This window comes from Cysteiniphilum sp. 19S12-1 (assembly GCF_052030685.1).
Classification (GTDB): domain Bacteria; phylum Pseudomonadota; class Gammaproteobacteria; order Francisellales; family Francisellaceae; genus Caedibacter.
In genome coordinates this window covers 1-16715 of the sequence record NZ_JBQAJM010000021.1, presented here as the reverse complement: position 1 = coordinate 16715, position 16715 = coordinate 1, and the positions used below count along the sequence as shown (strand labels likewise).

The 16715-nt window shown below is 40.6% G+C and carries 29 protein-coding genes and 1 tRNA gene; 29 read left to right on the top strand and 1 reads right to left on the bottom strand.

Translation table 11 applies throughout. From position 1 onward, the window contains the following. Nucleotides 1-24 precede the first annotated feature (24 nt). From ACTS4L_RS07965 to ACTS4L_RS07825, 29 genes are all read left to right on the top strand, one after another. The gene (locus ACTS4L_RS07965) at nucleotides 25-1560 is read left to right on the top strand and encodes an NAD(P)H-hydrate dehydratase (RefSeq protein ID WP_440616870.1); all 1536 of its coding nucleotides are present in this window, start codon (nucleotides 25-27) and stop codon (nucleotides 1558-1560) included. Nucleotides 1561-2342: 782 nt separating this feature from the next. Next, a complete protein-coding gene (gene rplC / locus ACTS4L_RS07960) occupies nucleotides 2343-2987 on the top strand; it encodes a 50S ribosomal protein L3 (RefSeq protein WP_440616871.1) in 645 nt (214 codons plus the stop codon). A 14-nt stretch (nucleotides 2988-3001) separates the two neighbouring features. Continuing rightward, nucleotides 3002-3625 carry a 50S ribosomal protein L4 gene (rplD, locus tag ACTS4L_RS07955; RefSeq protein ID WP_440616872.1) on the top strand — a complete coding sequence of 208 codons (624 nt, stop codon included), beginning with the start codon at nucleotides 3002-3004 and terminating at the stop codon, nucleotides 3623-3625. Continuing rightward, nucleotides 3622-3918 carry a 50S ribosomal protein L23 gene (gene rplW, locus ACTS4L_RS07950; protein ID WP_440616874.1) on the top strand — a complete coding sequence of 99 codons (297 nt, stop codon included), beginning with the start codon at nucleotides 3622-3624 and terminating at the stop codon, nucleotides 3916-3918. The genes rplD and rplW overlap by 4 nt, the downstream gene beginning before the upstream one ends. Nucleotides 3919-3935: 17 nt before the next feature. Next, complete coding sequence (gene rplB, locus ACTS4L_RS07945; protein ID WP_440616898.1) at nucleotides 3936-4760, top strand: 50S ribosomal protein L2; 825 nt, start codon at nucleotides 3936-3938, stop codon at nucleotides 4758-4760. 16 nt (nucleotides 4761-4776) lie between these two features. Then, entirely contained in the window at nucleotides 4777-5055 is a 279-nt protein-coding gene (gene rpsS / locus ACTS4L_RS07940; RefSeq protein ID WP_117001410.1) for a 30S ribosomal protein S19, read from the top strand. A 12-nt stretch (nucleotides 5056-5067) separates the two neighbouring features. Then, a complete protein-coding gene (gene rplV, locus ACTS4L_RS07935; protein ID WP_119328266.1) occupies nucleotides 5068-5403 on the top strand; it encodes a 50S ribosomal protein L22 in 336 nt (111 codons plus the stop codon). A gap of 10 nt (nucleotides 5404-5413) precedes the next feature. Beyond that, nucleotides 5414-6115 (top strand): 30S ribosomal protein S3, encoded by a 702-nt coding sequence (rpsC, locus tag ACTS4L_RS07930; protein ID WP_440616875.1) that lies wholly within the window; start codon nucleotides 5414-5416, stop codon nucleotides 6113-6115. Continuing rightward, nucleotides 6115-6528 (top strand): 50S ribosomal protein L16, encoded by a 414-nt coding sequence (rplP, locus tag ACTS4L_RS07925; protein ID WP_440616876.1) that lies wholly within the window; start codon nucleotides 6115-6117, stop codon nucleotides 6526-6528. Before rpsC ends, rplP begins: the two co-directional genes overlap by 1 nt. Continuing rightward, a complete protein-coding gene (gene rpmC / locus ACTS4L_RS07920; protein WP_440616878.1) occupies nucleotides 6528-6737 on the top strand; it encodes a 50S ribosomal protein L29 in 210 nt (69 codons plus the stop codon). The genes rplP and rpmC overlap by 1 nt, the downstream gene beginning before the upstream one ends. Nucleotides 6738-6739: 2 nt before the next feature. Further along, complete coding sequence (gene rpsQ / locus ACTS4L_RS07915; protein WP_192484762.1) at nucleotides 6740-6991, top strand: 30S ribosomal protein S17; 252 nt, start codon at nucleotides 6740-6742, stop codon at nucleotides 6989-6991. A gap of 139 nt (nucleotides 6992-7130) precedes the next feature. Further along, nucleotides 7131-7499 carry a 50S ribosomal protein L14 gene (rplN, locus tag ACTS4L_RS07910; protein ID WP_192484761.1) on the top strand — a complete coding sequence of 123 codons (369 nt, stop codon included), beginning with the start codon at nucleotides 7131-7133 and terminating at the stop codon, nucleotides 7497-7499. A gap of 18 nt (nucleotides 7500-7517) precedes the next feature. Beyond that, nucleotides 7518-7841 (top strand): 50S ribosomal protein L24, encoded by a 324-nt coding sequence (gene rplX, locus ACTS4L_RS07905; RefSeq protein ID WP_117001403.1) that lies wholly within the window; start codon nucleotides 7518-7520, stop codon nucleotides 7839-7841. Nucleotides 7842-7851: 10 nt separating this feature from the next. After that, the gene (gene rplE, locus ACTS4L_RS07900) at nucleotides 7852-8391 is read left to right on the top strand and encodes a 50S ribosomal protein L5 (protein ID WP_440616880.1); all 540 of its coding nucleotides are present in this window, start codon (nucleotides 7852-7854) and stop codon (nucleotides 8389-8391) included. A gap of 14 nt (nucleotides 8392-8405) precedes the next feature. Beyond that, nucleotides 8406-8711, top strand: coding sequence for a 30S ribosomal protein S14 (gene rpsN, locus ACTS4L_RS07895; protein WP_440616882.1), 306 nt, complete (start codon nucleotides 8406-8408; stop codon nucleotides 8709-8711). A 17-nt stretch (nucleotides 8712-8728) separates the two neighbouring features. After that, complete coding sequence (rpsH, locus tag ACTS4L_RS07890) at nucleotides 8729-9121, top strand: 30S ribosomal protein S8 (protein WP_440616883.1); 393 nt, start codon at nucleotides 8729-8731, stop codon at nucleotides 9119-9121. A 15-nt stretch (nucleotides 9122-9136) separates the two neighbouring features. After that, on the top strand, nucleotides 9137-9673 hold the full coding sequence (rplF, locus tag ACTS4L_RS07885; RefSeq protein ID WP_440616885.1) for a 50S ribosomal protein L6: 537 nt from the start codon (nucleotides 9137-9139) through the stop codon (nucleotides 9671-9673). 11 nt (nucleotides 9674-9684) lie between these two features. Then, nucleotides 9685-10038 (top strand): 50S ribosomal protein L18, encoded by a 354-nt coding sequence (rplR, locus tag ACTS4L_RS07880; protein ID WP_192484756.1) that lies wholly within the window; start codon nucleotides 9685-9687, stop codon nucleotides 10036-10038. 16 nt (nucleotides 10039-10054) lie between these two features. Next, nucleotides 10055-10555, top strand: a complete 501-nt coding sequence (gene rpsE / locus ACTS4L_RS07875) for a 30S ribosomal protein S5 (RefSeq protein WP_192484755.1) — start codon at nucleotides 10055-10057, stop codon at nucleotides 10553-10555. Between the two features lie 5 nt (nucleotides 10556-10560). Next, nucleotides 10561-10746 (top strand): 50S ribosomal protein L30, encoded by a 186-nt coding sequence (gene rpmD / locus ACTS4L_RS07870; protein ID WP_117001396.1) that lies wholly within the window; start codon nucleotides 10561-10563, stop codon nucleotides 10744-10746. A 5-nt stretch (nucleotides 10747-10751) separates the two neighbouring features. Further along, nucleotides 10752-11183, top strand: coding sequence for a 50S ribosomal protein L15 (rplO, locus tag ACTS4L_RS07865; protein ID WP_440616887.1), 432 nt, complete (start codon nucleotides 10752-10754; stop codon nucleotides 11181-11183). A gap of 7 nt (nucleotides 11184-11190) precedes the next feature. Further along, nucleotides 11191-12522: a preprotein translocase subunit SecY gene (gene secY / locus ACTS4L_RS07860; RefSeq protein ID WP_440616889.1), complete on the top strand. Its 1332-nt coding sequence runs from the start codon at nucleotides 11191-11193 to the stop codon at nucleotides 12520-12522. Nucleotides 12523-12546: 24 nt separating this feature from the next. Beyond that, nucleotides 12547-12660, top strand: coding sequence for a 50S ribosomal protein L36 (rpmJ, locus tag ACTS4L_RS07855; RefSeq protein ID WP_440616890.1), 114 nt, complete (start codon nucleotides 12547-12549; stop codon nucleotides 12658-12660). A gap of 109 nt (nucleotides 12661-12769) precedes the next feature. After that, nucleotides 12770-13126, top strand: coding sequence for a 30S ribosomal protein S13 (rpsM, locus tag ACTS4L_RS07850; protein ID WP_440616891.1), 357 nt, complete (start codon nucleotides 12770-12772; stop codon nucleotides 13124-13126). A 30-nt stretch (nucleotides 13127-13156) separates the two neighbouring features. After that, on the top strand, nucleotides 13157-13543 hold the full coding sequence (gene rpsK / locus ACTS4L_RS07845) for a 30S ribosomal protein S11 (RefSeq protein WP_117001392.1): 387 nt from the start codon (nucleotides 13157-13159) through the stop codon (nucleotides 13541-13543). 18 nt (nucleotides 13544-13561) lie between these two features. Further along, entirely contained in the window at nucleotides 13562-14182 is a 621-nt protein-coding gene (gene rpsD / locus ACTS4L_RS07840) for a 30S ribosomal protein S4 (protein ID WP_440616893.1), read from the top strand. 21 nt (nucleotides 14183-14203) lie between these two features. Further along, complete coding sequence (locus ACTS4L_RS07835; RefSeq protein WP_440616894.1) at nucleotides 14204-15178, top strand: DNA-directed RNA polymerase subunit alpha; 975 nt, start codon at nucleotides 14204-14206, stop codon at nucleotides 15176-15178. A 29-nt stretch (nucleotides 15179-15207) separates the two neighbouring features. Then, nucleotides 15208-15651, top strand: a complete 444-nt coding sequence (gene rplQ / locus ACTS4L_RS07830; RefSeq protein ID WP_440616895.1) for a 50S ribosomal protein L17 — start codon at nucleotides 15208-15210, stop codon at nucleotides 15649-15651. Between the two features lie 163 nt (nucleotides 15652-15814). Continuing rightward, nucleotides 15815-15890 (top strand) — tRNA-Lys (locus ACTS4L_RS07825). Here ACTS4L_RS07825 and ACTS4L_RS07820 read toward each other — a convergent pair. Next, a complete protein-coding gene (locus ACTS4L_RS07820; RefSeq protein WP_440616897.1) occupies nucleotides 15891-16652 on the bottom strand; it encodes an MFS transporter in 762 nt (253 codons plus the stop codon). Nucleotides 16653-16715 lie beyond the last annotated feature (63 nt).

The window sequence follows — 16715 nt, the reverse complement described above, 5'->3', positions numbered from 1 at the left end:
AGGCAAAAATAAGGATAAACAGCAATGAGTCAAATTTTACCTTTTGAATCTGAGCTTTACAATGCCGAACAATCGCAAAAAATCGATCAGTTCATTATTGGTCAACTGGGAGTTGGCAGCCTTGATCTAATGTCAAAAGCAGCATTTGCTTGTTTTGCTGAAATCCAAAAAGGCAATTATAAAAAGGTTGCTGTCGTATGTGGTGTTGGCAATAACGCAGGTGATGGCTTGATGATTGCCGCCCTTTGTCATATGGCGGGGTTGAGCGTGGAGGTCTTTTTATGTTCGGCGCCGGAGAGCCTTTCCCAAGATAGTCAGTATATGCTTAAGCATGCGCAGTCAGTCGGTGTTGTTGTTACGAAATTAGACGTTGTTAATGAGTCGTTTATTATCTCAATATCACAGGCGGATGTAGTGGTTGATGCGATTTTAGGTACCGGTGTCAATCGCAATGTTGAGGGTCTCTTTGCGTCAGTCATAAATACGATGAATAATCACAGTAAAAACACCTTAAGCGTTGATGTTCCATCAGGTATTTGTGCCACGACTGGCAAGGTATTTAAAGTGGCGATTGTTGCCAATAAAACAGTGAGTTTTATCTGCAAAAAGCTAGGGTTATATACTGCAGCGGCGCCTGACTATGTAGGTGAGATGGTGTTCGCCCCACTTGTTGATTGGGGAAATTTTAAATTTGAGCTTGCTGAAAAGTCTCAGGCTAAGCTTCTGGATAAAAAGGGTTTGCCAGATTATTTGAATTTATTACCGCGAGCTAAAACGATTAATAAAAGTGATAAAGGTCATGTGGCGATGATTGCTGGCGATAAGGGAATGTTCGGTGCGGCAGTAATGTCTGCCTATGCAGCGTTAAAAGTTGGCGCAGGGCGCGTTAGTCTTTTTACTCATCCGCAAAATAATTGTGATGCATTAAGCGCTGCATATCCTGAAATCATGTGTCATAAATTGCATTCAGCGGAGGCGTTTTTAAAGCAAGCAGATCAGTTTGATGTAATTGCCGCGGGCTGTGGCATGTCGATTAATCAGCCGTGGTCAAAGAATATTTTGCCAAGTATTTTGCTTGTTGATAAACCAATGGTAATAGACGCTGGGGCTTTGGATTTTTTAAAGAGTCTCAAGCAATGTGACTTTACTTTTCAGCGACTCATCACGCCACATGAGGGCGAAGCCTCAAGGCTGCTTGGTATTGAAGTCGAATATATTCGTGAGCATCGAGTTCAAATAACAAAGGAGTTGGCAGAAAAATACAATCTATCTGTCTTGCTCAAAGGTTGCGGCAGTTTGCTTTACAGTAATAACACAATGTACTTAAACCCATATGGTGCGAATATTCTCGCTACCGCAGGATCAGGTGATATATTCACGGGCGTCATTGCTGGCTTGGCAGCACAAATAAAGTGTATGCAATCGTCAGCGCTATTTGCGTTATTACTACAAGGGGTTGCCGCTGAAAACCATGTCGCAAAGCATGGAATGCATGGGTTTGTCGCATCGATGCTTTTGGATGAAATTGTTGAGGTGATGAATGGTGGTTATAGCTATTGAGCTTTGTCATTGTCAAGCACCATCTGGGAGTGATTAAGCCAACAGCAAATTCTTTGGTGCATGAATTTCAAAAAAGAGGTGTGCTAAAAGAAATTACAGGTTATGAGCGTAATAAACTTTTTGTTTTTGATAGGTATTTAATGATCTATGGTAAAACTTGAGGTTCTAAATTTAACTAAGGAATTTTATAGTCAGAGTTAGCGCTTCAAACTTGACTAAGGAATTTTATAGTCAGAGTTAACGCCTCAAACTTGACTAAGGATTTCTATAGTTCGAGTTAAGGCGCTAAACCGAACTAAGGATTCTTATAGTTCAAGTTAGCGTGCCAGACCGAACTAAGGGTTCTGTAGCCTATGTTGAAGTCAGCTGTGCAGTCTCATTTTGATGATTTTTAATTTGATTCAATTCGGTTAACAAACTAATTGCAATCACGCTGTTGATGTTTAAACCAGTATGCGTTAGAATGCGCTACTATTTTCCTAGGCTCAGGCGGCTTTGGTGCGCGCTGAAGAGGTGGAAAATGCTGATTTTAGACGGTTTTTAGCGTCTTTTTTGCGAGTTGTTTTAAGTTATCTTCAAACGGGGTTTTGGAGGTGAGTTAAAGGAGCTTGTCCTTGGGTAAGTGAAAGATTTTACAGTGAAAGCTGTGAAAAATTGCCAAAGCAGTATCGCCTTAATAAATAAAGGTGGCGTTTTGGTTAAAGCTGTGTGAGCAGTAAAAATAAGTGTTTCGTGGTCAATTGTAATCGCGGAAGTAAATAATAATAAAATGAGGATAAAAGATGTCTTTAGGTATCGTAGGTCGCAAATGCGGCATGACTCGTGTCTTTACTGAAGATGGAACATCTATCCCTGTAACGGTTATTCACGTGGAGCCAAACACGGTTACACAAGTAAAAACTAATGATACAGATGGATATAGCTCTATTCAGGTAACAACAGGTCTTAAAAAGCGCTCTCGTCTAAACAAAGCGGAAGCTGGTCATTTTGCTAAGGCAAATGTTGAACCAGGCCGTGGTTTATGGGAGTTTCGTCTAAGTGCAGAACAAATTGCAGAATATGAAGCTGGTAAAACAGTTGATGTTTCTATGTTTGAAGCTGGTCAAAAAGTAGATGTAACAGGTACTTCTAAAGGTAAAGGTTTCCAAGGTGGTGTTAAGCGTCATAATTTTAGAACGCAAGATGCAACGCATGGTAATTCCCTGTCTCATCGTGTGCATGGTTCAACAGGTCAAAACCAAACCCCAGGGCGCGTTTTCAAGAATAAGAAAATGGCAGGTCATATGGGTAATGTTCAAACCACTATGCAAACTCTTGAAGTTGTTAAAGTAGATGTTGAAAACGGTTTGTTGTTACTAAAAGGCGGCATTCCTGGCGCAACAGGCGGTGATGTTGTCGTAACACCTGCTATCAAAGTTAAAGCTTAAGAGGGGAATTGCACGTGGATTTAAATATTAAAACATTGGCTGGTGAAAACACTGGCGTGCTGAATGTGGCAGATAGTGTATTCTCTAAAGACTATAACGAAGCGTTGGTTCATCAGGTCGTTGTGGCTTATATGGCTGGCGCGCGTCAAGGTACAAAAGCACAGAAAACACGCTCTGAAGTATCAGGTGGTGGTGCTAAGCCTTGGAGACAAAAAGGAACAGGGCGTGCGCGTGCTGGTACTATTCGTTCTCCAATCTGGCGTAAAGGTGGTGTTACATTTGCTGCTAAGCCTCGTAGCTATGAGCAAAAAGTTAACCGCAAAATGTATCGTGCAGCAATTCAGTCTATTTTGTCTGAGCTGTTAAGAAGTGATCGTCTGCTAGCGGTTGAAGGCTTTAAGCTTGAAACGCCAAAAACAAAAGAATTCGTCCAGTTGTTAAAGCAGTTAGATGTCAGAGAAGCTTTGATTGTTGTAAGCCCTGAAGAGTTTACTGAAGAGCTATACCTTGCTTCAAGAAACATTAAGAATGTAGCTGTTGTTGATTCGCATGAAATCAATCCTGTTGCGTTAATGTGCTTTGACAAAGTAATTATGACTCAAGAAGCAGTTAAGCAAGTTGAGGAGCGTTTAGTATGAATCAAGAAAGATTGCTTAAGGTGTTGCTAAGCCCGCATGTGACAAACAAAGCATATGAGGTCGCTGAGCGTGCTTCTTATGTTGTTTTCAAAGTCGCTACGGATGCAACTAAAAAAGAAATTAAAAAAGCAGTTGAGATGCTTTTTGAAGTACAAGTTGAAGATGTAAAAACTGTCAACGTTAAAGGTAAAGCGCGCCGTTTTGGTCGTATTGAAGGTAGAACTAAAGACTGGAAGAAAGCCTATATTAGACTTCAAGAAGGTCATGACATCAATTTTATTGGTGCTGAATAAGTTAGCGGTGAGGATAGATAATGAAAATAGTTAAAGCAAAACCAACCTCTCCTGGTCGTCGCTTTGTTGTTCAGATCCAAAACCCTGAGCTTCACAAAGGTAGACCTTTTGCTGGATTAGTTGAGAGTAAGTCTAAAAACGCAGGTCGTAACAACCAAGGTCGTATTACTGTTCGTCATCAAGGTGGCGGTCACAAGCAAAACTACCGTGTTATTGACTTTAAGCGTGTTAAAGATGGTATTCCTGCTAAAGTTGAACGTATCGAGTATGATCCAAATCGTACAGCAAATATCGCATTATTGTTGTACAAAGATGGTGAAAGAAGATACATGATTGCACCAAAAGGCTTAACGGCTGGTATGGAAGTTATTTCTGGCGAGCATGTCTCAATCAAGCCGGGTAACTGTATGCCAATTCGTAACATCCCGCTTGGTACGGTTGTTCATAACGTTGAGTTAAAGCCTGGCAAAGGTGCGCAAATGGCGCGTTCTGCTGGAACTTCAGTTCAAGTTGTTGGTAAAGATAATGCTTATGCGATCGTGCGCTTGCGTTCAGGTGAGATGCGCAAAGTATTATTGGGTTGTCGCGCGGTGATTGGAACTGTTTCTAATTCTGAGCATAACTTAAGATCAATCGGTAAAGCAGGTGCTAATCGTTGGCGTGGTATTCGTCCTACTGTACGTGGTGTTGCGATGAACCCAGTTGATCACCCGCATGGTGGTGGTGAAGGTCGTACTTCTGGTGGCCGTCATCCTGTAACGCCTTGGGGTGTGAAAACTAAAGGTAAGAAGACACGTACAAATAAGCGTTCTAACAAGCTAATTGTACAAAGACGTAAATAATTAAAGGGAGAATACTGTGGCTCGTTCATTAAAGAAAGGACCTTTTGTAGATCATCACCTATTAAAGAAAGTGTTTGATGCGCAAGAGTCTAATTCAAAAAAGCCAATCAAAACTTGGTCTAGAAGATCAATGATTGTGCCAGATATGATTGGTTTAACAATCGCTGTGCATAATGGTCATCAGCATGTTCCAGTTCTTGTAACTGAAAACATGATTGGGCACAAGTTAGGCGAGTTTGCTGTGACACGTAACTACCGTGGTCATGCAGCAGATAAAAAAGCTAAGAAAAAATAATTGAGGTTTTCAATGGAAGTTCAAGCTAAATTAAAACATGCGCGAATTTCAGCTCAAAAAGCACGTTTGGTCGCTGACCAAATCCGTGGTTTGCCAGTTGAAAGAGCGTTAAACCTTCTTTCTTTTAGCAATAAAAAAGCTGCTGAATTGATCAAAGGTGTCTTAACGTCGGCTATCGCTAACGCTGAGCATAACGATGGGTTGGATATTGATGAACTGTATGTTTCTACAGTACACGTTGATGAAGGTTCAACCATGAAGCGTTTTGAAGCTCGCGCTAAAGGTCGTGGTAATCGTATTTTAAAACGCACTTCTCACGTTACTGTGAAAGTGGCAGAAAAGAATTAAGGGGCACTAAATGGGTCAGAAGGTTCATCCTACCGGTATACGCCTAGGTTTTATTAAAGACTGGCGTTCAGTATGGTATGCAGATGCAAAAGATTATGCAGATAAGTTAAACTCCGATATCGAAGTGCGTAACTATCTTCATAAAAAACTAGCCAATGCTTCAGTAAGTAAGATCAAGATCGAGCGTCCAGCGCAAAATGCTAAAGTGACTATTTTCACTGCGCGTCCTGGTATCGTAATTGGTAAGAAAGGTGAAGACGTTGAAGTGTTGCGCAATGAATTAACTAGCAAAATGGGCGTGCCTGTTCAGGTTAATATCGAAGAAATTCGTAAGCCTGAGCTAGATGCTCAATTAGTGGCTGATGGTATTGCTCAACAACTAGAAAAGCGTGTTATGTTCCGCCGCGCTATGAAGCGTGCGATTCAAACCGCTATGAAAATGGGTGCTGAAGGTATTAAGGTATCGATTGCTGGTCGTTTGGGTGGTGCGGAGATCGCGCGTACTGAATGGGCAAAAGAAGGTCGTATTCCACTTCATACGTTCCGTGCTGATATTGATTATGCAACATCTGAAGCTTTAACAACTTACGGTATCCTAGGTGTTAAAGTATGGATATTCAAAGGTGAAGTTCTTCCAGGTCAAGAGCGTAAAGTTGATGCATCGACTGAAGATAAAGCACCAAAGAAAGCAAAAAGAAGAGGGGCTAAATAATGTTACAGCCTAAGCGTACTAAATTCCGTAAACAGCAAAAATTGCGTAACCGTGGTCTTGCTTTGCGTGGCAATAAAGTCAGTTTTGGTGAGTATGGTTTGCAAGCGACTGCTCGTGGTCGTATGACAGCTCGTCAAATCGAAGCAGGGCGTCGTGCGATTAACCGCCATGTCCGTCGTGGTGGTAAAGTTTGGATTCGTGTTTTCCCAGATAAGCCAATTACTGAAAAACCATTAGAAGTTCGTATGGGTAAAGGTAAAGGTAATGTTGAATACTGGGTGGCGCAAATCAAGCCAGGTAAGATGCTTTATGAAATCCAAGGTGTGAGTGAAGAAATGGCTAGAGCCGCCTTTGCGCGTGCTGCAGCTAAGCTTCCTTTTGCAACTACATTCGCAGAAAAAACGGTGATGTAATGAAAGCTAGTGAAAAAATAAAAGAATTAAAAGCAAAATCAGCTGAAGAGTTGAAAGCGCATAAGATTGATTTGTTAAAAGAGCAGTTCAACTTGCGTATGCAAAAAGGAACTGGGCAATTAACAAAAAATCATATGTTTAAAAACATTCGTCGTGATATTGCTCGCATTAATACGATTTTGTCTGAAAAACAAAAAGTGGGTAACTAAAGATGAGTGATAAAATAAGAACGTTACTTGGTAAAGTAACTAGCGATAAGATGGATAAAACGATCACTGTCGTTGTGGATCGTAAGGTTAAGCATCCGCTATATGGTAAGTTCGTAACTAAATCGACTAAATACCATGCGCATGACGAAACAAACGAGTGCAACGAAGGTGATACGGTTGAGATCACTGAAACAAGACCTTACTCAAAAACTAAAAAGTGGCGTTTGGTTTCAATCGTAGAGCGTGCAAAATAATAAAAATGTAATGATAAACAGTTTGTGTAAAGCGCTTATTCTTTGCGCAAATTGTCAAATTGCAATTTTGATTTTTGTTGTTATAATAGTGCGGCTTTTGACGCCACTATTTAGAAATTGACGTAAGTGAGGTATAAAAATGATTCAGATGCAAACTGAACTTCAAGTTGCTGATAATAGTGGCGCTCGTAGGGTAGAATGTATCAAGGTGTTGGGTGGTTCTCATCGCAGATACGCAAGTGTTGGTGATGTGATTAAAGTGACTGTTAAAGAAGCGAACCCACGCGGTAAGGTAAAAAAAGGAAGTGTACACAGTGCAGTTGTGGTTAGAACAGCGAAAGGTGTTCGCCGTCGCGACGGTTCTGTTTTGCGCTTTGATGGTAATGCTGTTGTTCTTTTGAATAACAACAACCAACCTATTGGTACGCGTATATTCGGTCCTGTGACACGTGAGCTACGTAGTGAACAATTTATGAAGATTGTTTCACTTGCCCCTGAAGTGTTATAAGTTGGAGTATAACAGAGAATGAATAGACTGAAGAAAGGCGATGACGTTGTAATTATCGCTGGTAAAGACAAAGGTCGTAGAGGAACAATAGTCACTGTGCTTTCTGAAGAGAACCGTGTAGTGGTGGAAGGTGTTAATCTTGTCAAGAAACATGTAAAGCCTAACCCAAATAAAGGGGTTGAGGGTGGCATTATCGAGAAAGAAGCATCTATTCACGCATCTAATGTTGCTTTATATAACCCTGCTACAAAGAAAGCTGATCGTGTTGGCGTTAAATTTGTAGAAGATGGTAATAAAAAAGTTCGCTATTTTAAATCAAATGGCGAATTAGTAGATCTATAGGTAGTAAAATATGGCAAGGCTAAAAGCTTTCTATCAAGAAAAAGTAGTTCCACAGCTTAAAGATGAGCTAGGTGTAGCTAATGTGATGGAGATTCCACGCATTACTAAAATCACGCTTAATATGGGTGTTGGTGAAGCTGCAAAAGATAAAAAAGCGTTAGAGCACGCGGTAAGAGACTTAGAAGCAATTGCAGGTCAAAAAGCTGTGATTACTAAAACAAGAAAATCTATCGCTGGCTTTAAGATTCGTGATGGTTGGCCAATTGGCGCAAAGGTAACTTTGCGTGGCGAACGTATGTATGAGTTCTTAGATCGCTTGGTATCGATTGCAATCCCTCGTGTCCGCGATTTCCGTGGTTTAAACCCTAAATCATTTGATGGTCGCGGTAATTACAGTATGGGTATGCGCGAGCAAATCGCTTTTCCAGAAATTGATTACGACAAAGTTGATAGTATCCGTGGTTTAGATATCACGATTACGACAACAGCTAAGAGTAATGAACACGGTAGAGCGCTATTGACAGCGTTTAACTTCCCGCTGAAATCTTAAGGAGTAACCTTACAATGGCAAAAGTTGGAATGGTCCAAAGAGAATTAAAACGACAAAGATTAGTTGCTAAATATGCTCAAAAAAGAGCTGAGCTTAAAGCAATTATTCTAAGTCCAGATGCCACTGATGATGAGAAGTGGGATGCGCAAATTAAATTGCAAAAGCTTCCAGTGAATTCATCTTCTTCACGTTTACAAGCACGCTGCCGTATTACTGGTAGACCGCATGCTGTTTACAAGAAGTTCGGTTTGTGCCGTAATAAGTTGCGTGAGCACGCAATGGTTGGTGATGTTCCTGGCTTGAAAAAAGCTAGCTGGTAATAGAAGGATTAAATTTTATGAGTATGCAAGATCCTATTGCAGATATGCTAACAAGAATTAGAAACGGTCTGTCTGCACATAAGACAACGGTTTCTATGCCTTTATCAAAGAAGAAAAAAGCAATTGCTGAACTTCTTGTTGAAGAAGGTTTTATCAAGAGCGTTGGTGTTTCTGAAGAAAGTAATGGTACGCTTAGTGTTGAGCTTAAGTATCATCAGGGTCAACCTGTAATCGAAATGCTTAAGCGTGTAAGTCGCCCTGGTCTTCGTATTTACAAGACAGCAGCTGAACTTCCTAAAGTTTACGGTGGCTTTGGTGTGGCTGTGATTTCAACTTCTAAAGGTCTGATGAGCGACAGAAAAGCGCGTTCAGAAGGTGTTGGTGGTGAAGTAATTTGCTACGTAGCATAAAACAGGAGATTTTTAATGTCTAGAGTTGGTAAAAAGCCTGTTGCTATTCCTAGCGGTGTTACAGTTACAGTAGCAAATGATAACCTTGTTACCGTTAAGGGTGCCAAAGGCGAACTAGTTAAAAAAATTAATAATGCAGTGACGATTGAAATTGCAGATAAGATTATCAACATTAAACCAAATGATGAGTCTAAAACTGCAGTTATGCAATCAGGCACTGCGCGCTCAGTGATTAACAACATGGTCGTTGGTGTTAGTCAGGGCTTTGAGAAAAAGTTGCAGTTGGTAGGTGTTGGTTACCGTGCTAAAGCGCAAGGTAGCAGCGTAAACTTAACGCTTGGCTTTTCTCATCCAGTTGATCATGCGTTGCCGCAAGGTGTGACAGCTGAGACACCTTCACAAACTGAAATTGTTTTGAAGAGTGCGAACAAAGAGCTACTTGGTAAAGTTGCAGCAGATATCCGTGCTTATCGTCAACCTGAAGCTTATAAAGGCAAAGGTGTTCGTTATGCGGATGAAAGAGTAATCACCAAAGAAGCTAAGAAAAAATAAGTGAGTAGAATATGAATAAGAAAATTGCTCGTTTACGTCGTGCAAAACGTACACGCATTAAGCTCAAAGAGCTAAATCAAGTTCGTTTATGCATACATAGAACACCTAAGCATATGTATGCTCAAATTATTTCTGGCGATGGTAATCAAGTTTTAGCGCAAGCTTCAACACTTGAACAAGCTGTGAAAGGCGATTGTTCTTACACTGGGAACGTTGCTGCAGCCACAGTTGTTGGTAAGGTAATTGCACAGCGCGCTGTTGAAAAAGGCATTGAGCAGGTTGCTTTCGACCGTTCAGGCTTTAGATATCACGGTCGCGTAAAAGCGCTAGCTGATTCAGCTAGAGAAAATGGTTTGAAATTTTAATTAAAGGCGACTGATAATGGCAGATAATATGCAAAAAACTGACGGCTTGATCGAGAAGTTAGTCAGCGTAAAAAGACATGCCAAAACAGTTAAAGGCGGCAGAATCATGAGCTTTGCTGCTTTAGTTGTTGTTGGTGATGGAAATGGCCGAGTCGGCATTGGTAGAGGTAAATCTCGTGAAGTACCTGTGGCAATCCAAAAAGCAATGGAAAACGCACGTCGCAATATGGAAACGGTTAACTTAAATGGTGATACTTTATGGTATCCAACAACCGCTAACCATGGCGCGTCTAAAGTATTCATGCAGCCAGCATCTCAAGGTACAGGTATTATTGCCGGTGGTGCGATGCGTGCGGTATTTGAAGTGGTAGGTGTTCATAACGTATTAGCTAAGACTTATGGTTCCACTAACCCAATCAACGTTGTTCGTGCAACTATCAATGGTTTAAGCAGCCTTAAATCTCCTGAGGAGATTGCAGAGAAGCGTGGCTTAAGCGTTGAAGCAATTCAAGGGTAAGTACGATGACTGATAATAAGACTTTTAAAGTAACGTTGACGAAAAGCCTAATTGGTCGCCAAGCGTCACACAAAGCGTGTGCAAGCGGTCTAGGTTTACGTAAAATTCGCCAAAGTGTAGAAGTGATTGATACGCCTGCTAATCGTGGTATGGCAAACAAGATCAACTACATGGTGAAGATAGAGGGGTAATTTCAATGAGATTAAATACAATTTCTCCAGCGCCAGGCTCAAAGCCTGCTGCAAAACGCCTTGGACGTGGTATCGGTAGTGGTCTTGGTAAGACTTCTGGTCGTGGTCACAAAGGTCAAAAAGCACGCTCTGGTGGTTACCATAAAGTTGGTTTTGAAGGCGGTCAAATGCCTTTACAAAGAAGACTACCTAAATTTGGTTTTACTTCACAAAAAGCAAGATATGTTGCTGAAATCAGATTGCATGAACTAAATGTAATTGAAGCAGATGTAGTGACTTTGGATGTGTTAAAGCAGTCAGGTCTTATACGTAAAGATATGCTTGAAGCGCGTATTATTGCAAGTGGTGAAATCAATAAACCAGTTACTATTAATGGTTTGCATTGCACAAAAGGTGCAAAGGCAGCTATTGAATCTGCTGGTGGTAAGGTAGAGTAATATTGCTATGGCAACACAAAATCTTAAAAAAGGTGGCGGACTTAAAGAATTAAGACAACGCCTTCTTTTTGTCTTATTAGGCATTATTGTCTTTAGACTAGGTGTCTATATCCCAATCCCATACATTGATGCTGATCAGTTGAGCAAGTTAATGTCAGCGCAATACGCTGGTGGAAACGGGCTTTTGAGCATGTTTAACATGTTCTCAGGTGGCGCACTTGAAAAGTTAAGTATCTTCGCGTTAGGTGTTATGCCTTATATTTCAGCGTCGATTATTTTCCAGATGATGAGCGCGGTTTCACCAAAGCTGATGGAGCTCAAAAAAGAAGGGGAATCAGGGCAGAAGAAAATAACGCAATACACAAGATATGCAACTTTGGCGCTCGCGTTAGTGCAATCATTTGGTATCGCAGTTTATACGTTCAATCAGCCTGGACTCGTGGATATTGACTCAAGATTTTTGTTTTATTTTGCCGCAATTATCTCAATGACAACAGGTAGTATGTTTTTGATGTGGTTGGGTGAGCAAATGACTGAGCGTGGTATTGGTAATGGTATCTCATTACTAATCTTCTCTGGTATTGTTGCTAACCTGCCATTTGAAATTAGCACAACGATTTCACAAGCCAATCAAGGTGCAATTTCATATCTCACGGTTTGGGTGTTGCTAGTTATCTTACTAGCGGTTGTTGCTTTTGTTGTTTTTGTCGAACGTGCTCAACGTCGTATTACGGTTAACTATGCTAAACGTCAGCAAGGTCGTAAGATGATGGCGCCACAAACAAGTCATTTACCATTAAAACTAAATATGGCGGGTGTGATTCCGCCTATTTTCGCATCATCTATTTTGATGGTTCCTGGGATGCTTTCTAATTGGTTTGCATCTTCACCGTCATTAGGATGGTTGGCTGAAATTGGTGAAGCGCTTCAACCAGGTAGCTTGCTGTATACATTGATTTTTGCAGCAGCGATTATTTTCTTTTGTTTCTTCTATACGGCGCTTGTTTTCAACCCGAAAGAAACAGCAGATAATCTCAAGCGTTCTGGTGCTTTTATTACTGGGGTTAGGCCTGGTGAACAAACAGCAAAATATATTGACTCGGTCATGAGTAAGTTAACACTTATTGGTTCGATCTATATTACCGCAATTTGTTTAATGCCAATTTTCATCATGAACTTTTTTGGTCATGGGTTGTCGTTTACATTTGGTGGAACATCACTATTGATCGTCGTGGTTGTGATCATGGATTTCATGGCGCAAGTGCAATCACATATGATGTCAACTCAGTATGACTCACTGTTGAAGAAAGCCAATTTGAGTAATTACGGTAAATTATAATTTTAACAAGAATGAGGTAATCAGATGAAAGTCAGAGCTTCTGTGAAGAAGATGTGTAGAAACTGTAAAGTGATCAAACGTAATCGTGTGGTTCGTGTGATCTGTAGTGATCCAAGACACAAACAGCGTCAAGGTTAATAATTAAGCATGGCGGCTTGCTTTTTCATAAAAAAAGCGTTATATTCGTCCGCCGTGCCAAATTAACTAATAATTTTAAGATATTAATAAAGTAAATGGAGTATTGTAAATGGCTCGTATAGCTGGGATTAACGTTCCTGATCATAAGCATGCTGATGTTGCCTTAACAGCGATTTATGGTATTGGGCGTCCACGCGCAATTAAAATATGTGCTGCGTGTAACATTGAATCAAGCAACAAAATCAAAGACTTGACAGAAGAGCAGATCGAGTTATTGAGAAGTGAAGTTGCCAAATTTACAGTGGAAGGTGATCTTCGTCGTGAAGTATCAATGAACATTAAGCGTTTAATGGATCTAGGTACTTATCGTGGTCGTAGACATCGCCGTAATCTTCCTGTAAGAGGTCAGCGTACTAAGACGAATGCTCGTACGCGTAAAGGACCAAGAAAGCCAATTAGGGCATAAGTACAATTATAACAAATAGGAATCAAACTTATGGCAAAAGCTGTAAAGCCTAAGAAGAAAATCAAGAAGAGCGTTCCGGATGCGATTGCGCATATCCACGCTTCTTTTAACAACACGATTATCACTATTACGGATCGTCAAGGTAATGCGTTGTCTTGGGCGACTTCTGGCGGTAGTGGTTTTAGAGGTTCTCGTAAGAGTACACCTTTTGCAGCACAGGTTGCCGCTGAAAGAGCAGGTGATGTTGCGCTTGAGTATGGTGTGAAAAACGTAGATGTTTTGGTGAAAGGTCCAGGACCTGGTCGCGAGTCTGCGGTACGCGCTTTAAATGCAAAAGGCTTCAAAGTGACGAGCATTACGGATGTAACACCGTTACCGCATAACGGTTGCCGTCCTCCGAAAAAACGTCGTGTATAAGATTTTAAGGTAAGTAAAATGGCTAGATACTTAGGACCTAAGTGTAAGCTTTCTCGTAGAGAAGGTACTGATCTTCAGCTAAAAAGCGGTGTAAGATCAATCGAAGAAAAATGTAAAATTAACACGCAGCCTGGTCAACACGGTGCAAAAAGAGCGCGCCTATCTGACTATGGTTTACAATTGCGTGAAAAGCAGAAAGTGCGCCGTATTTATGGTGTGCTTGAGAATCAATTTAAGCGTTATTATGTTGAAGCAGCAAGACGCAAAGGCAATACAGGTGCAAATCTTTTAGAGCTTTTAGAAGGTCGTTTGGACAATGTTGTTTTCCGTATGGGCTTTGGTTCAACACGTGCAGAAGCACGTCAGTTAGTGACGCACAAAGGCATTTTGGTTAATGGCAAGGCATGTAATATCCCTTCATATGCTTTACAAGCAGGTGACGTTGTTGCCGTTCGTGAAAAATCTAAGAAGCAATTGCGTATCCAAAGTGCATTAGAGCTTTCTAAGCAGCGCGGTACTTTATCTTGGATTGAAGTAGACGAAACAAAGCTTGAAGGTGCTTTTAAGTCTAAGCCAGAGCGTGCTGAATTATCTGCTGATATCAATGAGCAGTTGATTGTCGAATTGTACTCTAAATAATAAATAAACGGAGAGCAGTTAATGCATACTTGTCCAACTGAAGCTTACAAACCACAAATTGGCAGTGTTACTGAGGTTAAACATAACCACTTTAAAGTGGTTGTTGAGCCATTAGCTGTTGGTTTTGGTCATGTAATGGGAAATGCTCTCAGAAGAATTTTATTATCTTCTATACCTGGCTCTGCAGTAACAGAAGCGCAAATTGAAGGCGCTTTACATGAATATTGCACCGTCGAAGGTGTACAAGAAGATGTTGTAGAAATTCTGCTTAATCTAAAAAAGTTGGCTATTAGTTTACAAGATGAAACAGAAGAAGCGTATTTGACAATCACCAAAGCAGGTCCTTCAAAGCTGTTAGCGAAAGATCTTGAAGTCAGTGGTAATGTTAAAGTATCAGATCCAAATTATGTGATTGCTAACTTGAATGAAGGTGGCAAGCTTAATATGTCGCTAAAAGTGACCAAGGGTCGTGGATTTGTGCCATCAACGGTTTATACACAAGCAGCAGTTGAAGAATTGTTGGTTGGCTATATTCCGCTAGATGCGGCTTATAATCCTGTTTTAGATGTTTCTTTTACCGTTTCAGCTTTAGATGATAATAGCGAGAAATTAGAAATTTATATGCGTACTAAAGGTACGATTAAGCCTGAGGTGGCAATTGAATTAGCGATGACTTATTTTTATGAGCAGATCGCTGTGTTTGTAGATTTAAAAGCACCATTAGGTCGTAAGTCTGCACAAGATGCCCCTGAAATCGATCCTTTATTGCTTAGACCTGTTGAAGACTTAGAATTAACAGTAAGATCAGCGAACTGTCTAAAAGCTCAGAATATTCGTTATTTGGGTGATTTAGTACAATTTCCTGAATCAGACTTAATGCGCATTCCAAATTTGGGGCGTAAGTCTTTGAATGAAATAAAAGCTGTGTTAGCTGAAAGAGGCCTTTCTTTAGGTGTCAGAATTGACAACTGGCCGCCAGAGCAGCTTAGTAAGTAATATATAATTTTAACTAGAAGGAAATTACTATGCGTCATCGTAAGAGTGGTCGTAAGTTTAATAGAACAAGCAGCCATCGCAAAGCGATGTTTAGAAACATGTCAGCTTCATTGTTAAAGCATGAACTGATCAAAACAACTTTGCCTAAAGCAAAAGAGTTAAGAGGTTTTATTGAGCCTTTAATTACGCTTGCAAAGCGTGAAGTTGAGCTGCGCAAATCAACAACTGATTACGACAATAATGAGTTCAAAGGTCAAGTAGTAGCTTTAAGACGTCAAGCTTTTAATTACCTACGTAATAAAGAAGCGGTTAAGAAGCTATTTGAAGAAATCGGACCACGTTATGAAGCTCGTCCAGGTGGTTATACCCGCGTACTTAAGTGTGGTTTCCGCTTTGGTGATAAAGCACCTATGGCATTTATCGAGCTAGTTGATCGTCCACAAGTAGAAGTTGAAGAAGTAGCGGAAGCTTAATCTATAACTTTTATCACTACACTATCAAAACCTGCATCTGCAGGTTTTTTCATATCTAAAAAGCTCATTTCTGATTATGAAAAGAGTACATATAAGAAACGCTAGAATTAATTGAAAAAAGCCCTTGCAATAAGGGGTTTAGCCGTTATAATAGCTCCTCGTCGGGTCGTTAGCTCAGTTGGTAGAGCAGTTGGCTTTTAACCAATTGGTCGCAGGTTCGAATCCTGCACGACCCACCATCAAGATTGATTATATCTTTTTAGAAAAATCCCTGAAATTATATTGATAGCGATGAATGCAATAAGTATCAGACTAAATTGCAGTGCGCTGTTTCCAGGTAAATAACCCATAATAATGACTGCTAGCATTGCTGAACCCATATTCATAAAACTCATCATTGACGAAGCAGATGCCTTATCACTAATGGCAGATGAAGCAAATAGTGTCGCACAGGGAAACAAGAGTCCGCTGAAATAATACAATACTGCGCAAATAACAAAGAACACTAATGCCCCAGTGTTAAGTGCTACGCTAAGATAAAGCGATATTGCGCCAATAAAAATAATAGCAATGGCAAACATAATAATCTTATTGGCATCAAATCGATGCAGAATGCGTGGTGCGGTTAAGCCGCTGATCAGTGTGCCAGCTAGGGCGATTAAATTCCAGTAGCCATACTCGCTAGGTGTCAAATGCAGCATGTGTTGCGCGATCATTGGTGCCGCTGCCGCGTAGCCATAAGATACTGTTGAACATAAGCCAATAATTAAAGCGTAATGACGTAAACGATGATTTTTAAGTGCATGGGCGTATCTTTGGGCAATGGTTATCGGATGCAATGAGTACTTTTCTTGCAATGTTTCATCGAATAAGAACGTTGATAAATAGGCGAGCGCGCCATGAATAAACAAGATAAAGAAAAGATCCTGCCACTGTAAGTATTGCGTGACAACACCACCGAGGGTGACGGCAAAACCGATACCAAGCTGTAGCGTCCCCAACTATTTGGCGTTGATAGTCCCACGGTGAATGCGGGAGTTTTTTTGACTACTTTAAGGCCTTAT

Bases quoted from the DNA above. Each gene is read 5' to 3' on its own strand.
- rpsQ (WP_192484762.1), top strand. From the start codon at position 6,740: ATGAGTGATAAAATAAGAACGTTACTTGGTAAAGTAACTAGCGATAAG.
- rpsC (WP_440616875.1), top strand. From the start codon at position 5,414: ATGGGTCAGAAGGTTCATCCTACCGGTATACGCCTAGGTTTTATTAAA.
- rpmC (WP_440616878.1), top strand. From the start codon at position 6,528: ATGAAAGCTAGTGAAAAAATAAAAGAATTAAAAGCAAAATCAGCTGAA.
- rplQ (WP_440616895.1), top strand. From the start codon at position 15,208: ATGCGTCATCGTAAGAGTGGTCGTAAGTTTAATAGAACAAGCAGCCAT.
- rplP (WP_440616876.1), top strand. From the start codon at position 6,115: ATGTTACAGCCTAAGCGTACTAAATTCCGTAAACAGCAAAAATTGCGT.
- rpsH (WP_440616883.1), top strand. From the start codon at position 8,729: ATGAGTATGCAAGATCCTATTGCAGATATGCTAACAAGAATTAGAAAC.
- secY (WP_440616889.1), top strand. From the start codon at position 11,191: ATGGCAACACAAAATCTTAAAAAAGGTGGCGGACTTAAAGAATTAAGA.
- rpsE (WP_192484755.1), top strand. From the start codon at position 10,055: ATGGCAGATAATATGCAAAAAACTGACGGCTTGATCGAGAAGTTAGTC.
- rplV (WP_119328266.1), top strand. From the start codon at position 5,068: ATGGAAGTTCAAGCTAAATTAAAACATGCGCGAATTTCAGCTCAAAAA.
- rplR (WP_192484756.1), top strand. From the start codon at position 9,685: ATGAATAAGAAAATTGCTCGTTTACGTCGTGCAAAACGTACACGCATT.
- ACTS4L_RS07835 (WP_440616894.1), top strand. From the start codon at position 14,204: ATGCATACTTGTCCAACTGAAGCTTACAAACCACAAATTGGCAGTGTT.
- rplC (WP_440616871.1), top strand. From the start codon at position 2,343: ATGTCTTTAGGTATCGTAGGTCGCAAATGCGGCATGACTCGTGTCTTT.
- rplX (WP_117001403.1), top strand. From the start codon at position 7,518: ATGAATAGACTGAAGAAAGGCGATGACGTTGTAATTATCGCTGGTAAA.
- rpmJ (WP_440616890.1), top strand. From the start codon at position 12,547: ATGAAAGTCAGAGCTTCTGTGAAGAAGATGTGTAGAAACTGTAAAGTG.
- rplE (WP_440616880.1), top strand. From the start codon at position 7,852: ATGGCAAGGCTAAAAGCTTTCTATCAAGAAAAAGTAGTTCCACAGCTT.
- rplW (WP_440616874.1), top strand. From the start codon at position 3,622: ATGAATCAAGAAAGATTGCTTAAGGTGTTGCTAAGCCCGCATGTGACA.
- rpmD (WP_117001396.1), top strand. From the start codon at position 10,561: ATGACTGATAATAAGACTTTTAAAGTAACGTTGACGAAAAGCCTAATT.
- rplN (WP_192484761.1), top strand. From the start codon at position 7,131: ATGATTCAGATGCAAACTGAACTTCAAGTTGCTGATAATAGTGGCGCT.
- rplO (WP_440616887.1), top strand. From the start codon at position 10,752: ATGAGATTAAATACAATTTCTCCAGCGCCAGGCTCAAAGCCTGCTGCA.
- rpsK (WP_117001392.1), top strand. From the start codon at position 13,157: ATGGCAAAAGCTGTAAAGCCTAAGAAGAAAATCAAGAAGAGCGTTCCG.
- rpsN (WP_440616882.1), top strand. From the start codon at position 8,406: ATGGCAAAAGTTGGAATGGTCCAAAGAGAATTAAAACGACAAAGATTA.
- rpsM (WP_440616891.1), top strand. From the start codon at position 12,770: ATGGCTCGTATAGCTGGGATTAACGTTCCTGATCATAAGCATGCTGAT.
- ACTS4L_RS07965 (WP_440616870.1), top strand. From the start codon at position 25: ATGAGTCAAATTTTACCTTTTGAATCTGAGCTTTACAATGCCGAACAA.
- rpsD (WP_440616893.1), top strand. From the start codon at position 13,562: ATGGCTAGATACTTAGGACCTAAGTGTAAGCTTTCTCGTAGAGAAGGT.
- rplF (WP_440616885.1), top strand. From the start codon at position 9,137: ATGTCTAGAGTTGGTAAAAAGCCTGTTGCTATTCCTAGCGGTGTTACA.